Genomic DNA, 3,518 nt, shown 5'->3' with positions numbered 1-3,518 from the left:
CGCGCCGGCCAGGCCCATGCCGCTGCCATGCATGCGGCCGAGCCGCTGGATGAGGGTGGTGGCGGCGCTGGGAGCGACGGGCGAAGAAGGCATTGTGGAAGCAGGCATACGGCCTCACATCGGCGGGCTGGTCCTCGACTTGAGGCGCCACGCCCGAACTTGACCGGGTGCAGACCCGGTGTCACGAACTTGACTATTCCATCGGAGCACCCAGTGGAAAGCGAGACAAAGTGCCATGTTTGGCCCTCATTTCGGAACACTGCAGAGCCCCCAGGCGCTCGAAAGTGCGGTCATCCCGGCGCTTGCGCCCTCTTGGGGTGCCGCATGAAAACGCGGCTACCGTGAATTAGTGACGGCGAGCACACCGCAGGTGGCGAGTCGTGCGCAGTTGCCATCATTCAGTTGGTCGACTGGGTGGCCGAAGTCTCTGTAGACCAAGCAAGCCGCGTTGCTTCCGCGCGGGCCCTTTGCACCACCAAGAAGAGACAGCCATGACACACCGCTCCCTGACGATTCGCGCCAAGCTCACGTTGGCCTTTGGCATCCTCGCCGTCCTTGTGGCCGTCGTGGCTGCCCTGGCACTCAAGGACCTTGGCGATGCCAATGCGCGCTTTGTCCATCATGTTGACGGTGTGAGCGCACGCGCCACGGTGGCCTCGCACCTGCGCATCGCAGTCGACCGCCGCGCCATTGCGGCTCGCAACCTGGTGCTGGTTTCTACGCCGGCCGACCTGGCTGCCGAGGACGAGGAGGTGAAGGCAGCGCATGCCGAGGTGCAGCGCAGCCTGGCGCAGCTGAAGGCCATGGTCGCGACCAGCGGGGTGTCCGAGGCTGCCCGCCAGCACGTCGCTGCCATTGACCAGGTGGAGCAGCGCTACGGTCCGGTGGCGCTGGCCATCGTGGACCTGGCATTGAAGGGCGAGCACGATGCCGCCATCGCGAAGATGAACACCGAGTGTCGGCCGCTGATCAAGGCGCTGGCCAAGGCCACGACGGACTATGCCGACTACACCGAATCCCGTGCAGCGCAACTGAAGGAAGAAGCCCAGGTCCAGTACGGCCAACAGCGCATCTTGCTGATCGCGGCCTGCTTGCTGGCCCTTGGCGCCGCGGTGCTGGCCGGCTGGCTGATCGTGCGCGGCCTTCGCAAGGCGCTGGGCGCCGAGCCGGCTGACCTGAGCCGGGTCGCAAGCCGCGTTGCCGAAGGGAACCTGACCGACTTGGATGGCGCACACGAGGCACCGCAGGGTAGCGTGCTCGCTTCGCTGGGTGCGATGCAGGGCAGCCTGTCGCGCATCGTCAACGAGGTGCGCCGCGCGGCGGATTCCATTGCCACCGGCACCGAGCAGATCGCCCATGGCGGTGCGGACCTCAGCGCGCGCACCGAACTGCAGGCCAGCGCAATCCAGCAGACCGCCGCGACCATGGACCAGCTCGGCTCGACCGTGCGCAGCAATGCCGAAAATGCGCAGCAGGCCAATGTGCTGGCGCAAGGCGCGTCCGACGTGGCCGGCCGTGGCGGCGCGGTGGTCGGCCAGGTGGTGGACACGATGCGCGGCATCAATGCCAGCTCCAAGCGGATTGCCGACATCATCACGGTGATCGACGGCATTGCCTTCCAGACCAACATCCTGGCGCTGAACGCCGCGGTCGAAGCGGCTCGCGCCGGTGAGCAGGGCCGCGGCTTCGCGGTGGTCGCCAGCGAGGTGCGGGCCCTGGCGCAGCGCAGCGCAGCGGCTGCCAAGGAGATCAAGACCCTGATCACCACCAGCGTGGAGCAGGTGGAGCAGGGCTCGGCGCTGGTGGACCGCGCTGGCGAGACCATGAGCGAGATCGTCGGTGCGATCCAGCGCGTCAGCCACATCGTCGGCGAGATCACCTTGGCCACCGCCGAGCAGAGCAGCGGCGTGGCGCAGGTCGGCCAGGCGGTCGCCCAGCTGGACGAATCGACTCAGCAGAATGCCGCGCTGGCCGAGGAGAGCGCCGCGGCCGCCTCCAGCCTGCGCGAGCAGAGCGAGCACCTGGTGGGTGCCATGTCCACCTTCAAGCTGGCGGCCTCCTGATTCACTCGGGCTGGATGCCCGCGTCCTTGATGATCTTGCCCCAGCGGTCCAGCTCGGCGAGCTGGAAGGCGGCTAGTTCCTGCGGCGAGGTGGGGTGGGTTTCCATGCCGTTCTGTTCGGCGAACTCGCGCAGCGCATCGGTCGCCATCGCCTTGCGCATCAGCTCGTTCAGGCGCTGCACGATGGGGGTGGGCGTGCCGGCTGGCGCATAGAGCGCGTTCCAGTGGTTGGCCACGTAGCCTGGCAGACCGGATTCCGCAATGGTCGGCACGCCGGGCACCAACGGCGAGCGCGTGGGGCTGCTCACGCCCAGCGCGCGCAGCTTGCCGGCCTTGACCTGCGGCAGGCTGGTGGTCAGGTCGACGATCATCACGTCGGTCTGCCCACCGACCAGGTCCATGACCGCCTGCGGGTTGCCCTTGTAGGGCACGTAGGTCAGCTGCGTGCCGCTCATGTGCTGGAACAGCTCCACGCCGATGCGCGCCGACGAGCTGCCGGCGCCGAAACTCAGCTTGCCCGGCGACTGCTTGGCCAGCGCGATGAATTCGCCCACGGTCTTGGCCTTGGAGGTCGGGCTCACCACCATCAGCATGTAGCCCTGCACCATCTGGCCGATGGGCGTGAAGTCCTTGATCGGGTCGTATACCAGCTTCTTGAACAGATGCGGGTTGGCGGCCTGCGTGGTGTTGGTGGTGATGAACAGCGTGTAGCCGTCCGGTGCGGCGCGGGCGGTGGCCTGTGCGGCAATGCCGCCGGAGGCTCCGGCGCGGTTGTCCACGATCACCGGCTGGCCGGTTTCCTTGGTGATGACGGCGCCCAGCGCGCGCGCCAGTCCGTCCGTCGTGCTGCCTGGCGTGGAGCCCACCATGATGGTGATGGGCCGGCTCGGGTAGGCCTGCGCTGAGGCCTGGCCGCTGACGAGTGCCGCGGCCAGCGAGCTGAGGGCGATGGCGATGGCGCCGAGTTGCTTGAACTTCATGATGTCTTGTCTCCGGTGTTGTGGTTGAAGCGATTCAGGTCGTCAGGCTCATGGCAGGCCGTTCGCCCGCCAGCGCCTGGGCGATGGCAGCCAGCACCATCTCGCCCATGGCCTTGCGCGTCTCGTGCGTGGCGCTGGCGCGGTGGGCCTGGCAGACGACGTTGTCCAGCGCGAGCAGCGCGGGCGGCACATGCGGCTCGTCGGCAAACACGTCCAGCCCGGCACCGGCAATGCGGCCTGACGTGAGGGCAGCGACCAGGTCCGGCTCGTTGACCAGCCGGCCGCGGGCGATGTTGACCAGGAAGCCGTCGGGCCCGAGCGCGTCCAGCACCGCGGCGTCGACGATGCCTTCGGCCTTGTCCGCGGCGGCAGCCAGCACGAGTGCGTCGCTGCTTCGGGCCAGTTCCTTCAGGTCGGCGATGTAGGTCCACGGCACATCGGTCATCGCGCGCAGGTCGGTGTAGGCGACCGGGCAG

At 67.9% G+C, this 3,518-nt stretch carries 3 protein-coding genes; 1 reads left to right on the top strand and 2 read right to left on the bottom strand.

What is annotated here, in order from left to right:
• Positions 1-491: 491 nt before the first annotated feature.
• Positions 492-2,063: a methyl-accepting chemotaxis protein gene (locus FKP22_RS24340; RefSeq protein WP_141290246.1), complete on the top strand. Its 1,572-nt coding sequence runs from the start codon at positions 492-494 to the stop codon at positions 2,061-2,063.
• Position 2,064: 1 nt separating this feature from the next.
• On the opposite strand, the gene FKP22_RS24335 is transcribed toward FKP22_RS24340, so the two are convergent.
• Complete coding sequence (locus FKP22_RS24335) at positions 2,065-3,042, bottom strand: Bug family tripartite tricarboxylate transporter substrate binding protein (RefSeq protein WP_141290245.1); 978 nt, start codon at positions 3,040-3,042, stop codon at positions 2,065-2,067.
• Between the two features lie 34 nt (positions 3,043-3,076).
• Positions 3,077-3,518 (bottom strand): NAD(P)-dependent oxidoreductase (locus FKP22_RS24330; RefSeq protein WP_310733367.1); only part of this gene is annotated, 442 nt, incomplete at its 5' end.

It is taken from the genome of Ideonella azotifigens (genome assembly GCF_006519715.1).
In the GTDB taxonomy this organism is placed as follows: domain Bacteria; phylum Pseudomonadota; class Gammaproteobacteria; order Burkholderiales; family Burkholderiaceae_C; genus Ideonella; species Ideonella azotifigens.
The sequence above is the reverse complement of the archived record's forward strand: the minus strand, read 5'-3'. Positions and strand labels throughout refer to the sequence as shown.

Excerpts from the sequence above, each read along its gene's own strand:
- FKP22_RS24340 (WP_141290246.1), top strand. The coding sequence starts at position 492 with ATGACACACCGCTCCCTGACGATTCGCGCCAAGCTCACGTTGGCCTTT.
- FKP22_RS24335 (WP_141290245.1), bottom strand. The coding sequence starts at position 3,042 with ATGAAGTTCAAGCAACTCGGCGCCATCGCCATCGCCCTCAGCTCGCTG.